This is a genomic window from Halorubrum sp. SS7, assembly GCF_005435055.1.
GTDB classification, from domain to species: Archaea; Halobacteriota; Halobacteria; order Halobacteriales; family Haloferacaceae; genus Halorubrum; species Halorubrum salinarum.
Window position 1 is genome coordinate 1 of sequence record NZ_SGXV01000855.1, and the last position, 206, is coordinate 206.

Sequence of the window (206 nt, forward strand, 5' to 3'; positions counted from 1 at the left end):
CGCGAGATTGGGCGGTGTGTTACCAGTCGCCAGTACCGTTATTGGGTAGTAGCGCGTATCAACAGCCGGTGTTACACACATGACAGGACAGCGGATCCTGATGATCGTCGGCGACTTCGGGGAGGACTACGAGATAATGGTCCCGTTCCAGGCGCTCCAGGCGGTCGGCCACGAGGTCCACGCCGTCTGCCCGGACCGGGAGGCTG

Annotated in this window: 1 pseudogene; it reads left to right on the plus strand. The window is 62.1% G+C overall.

Going from position 1 to position 206, the window contains the following annotated elements:
* Positions 1 to 79 precede the first annotated feature (79 nt).
* Positions 80 to 206, plus strand: a pseudogene (locus EXE44_RS20115) (DJ-1/PfpI family protein); the annotation flags it as partial.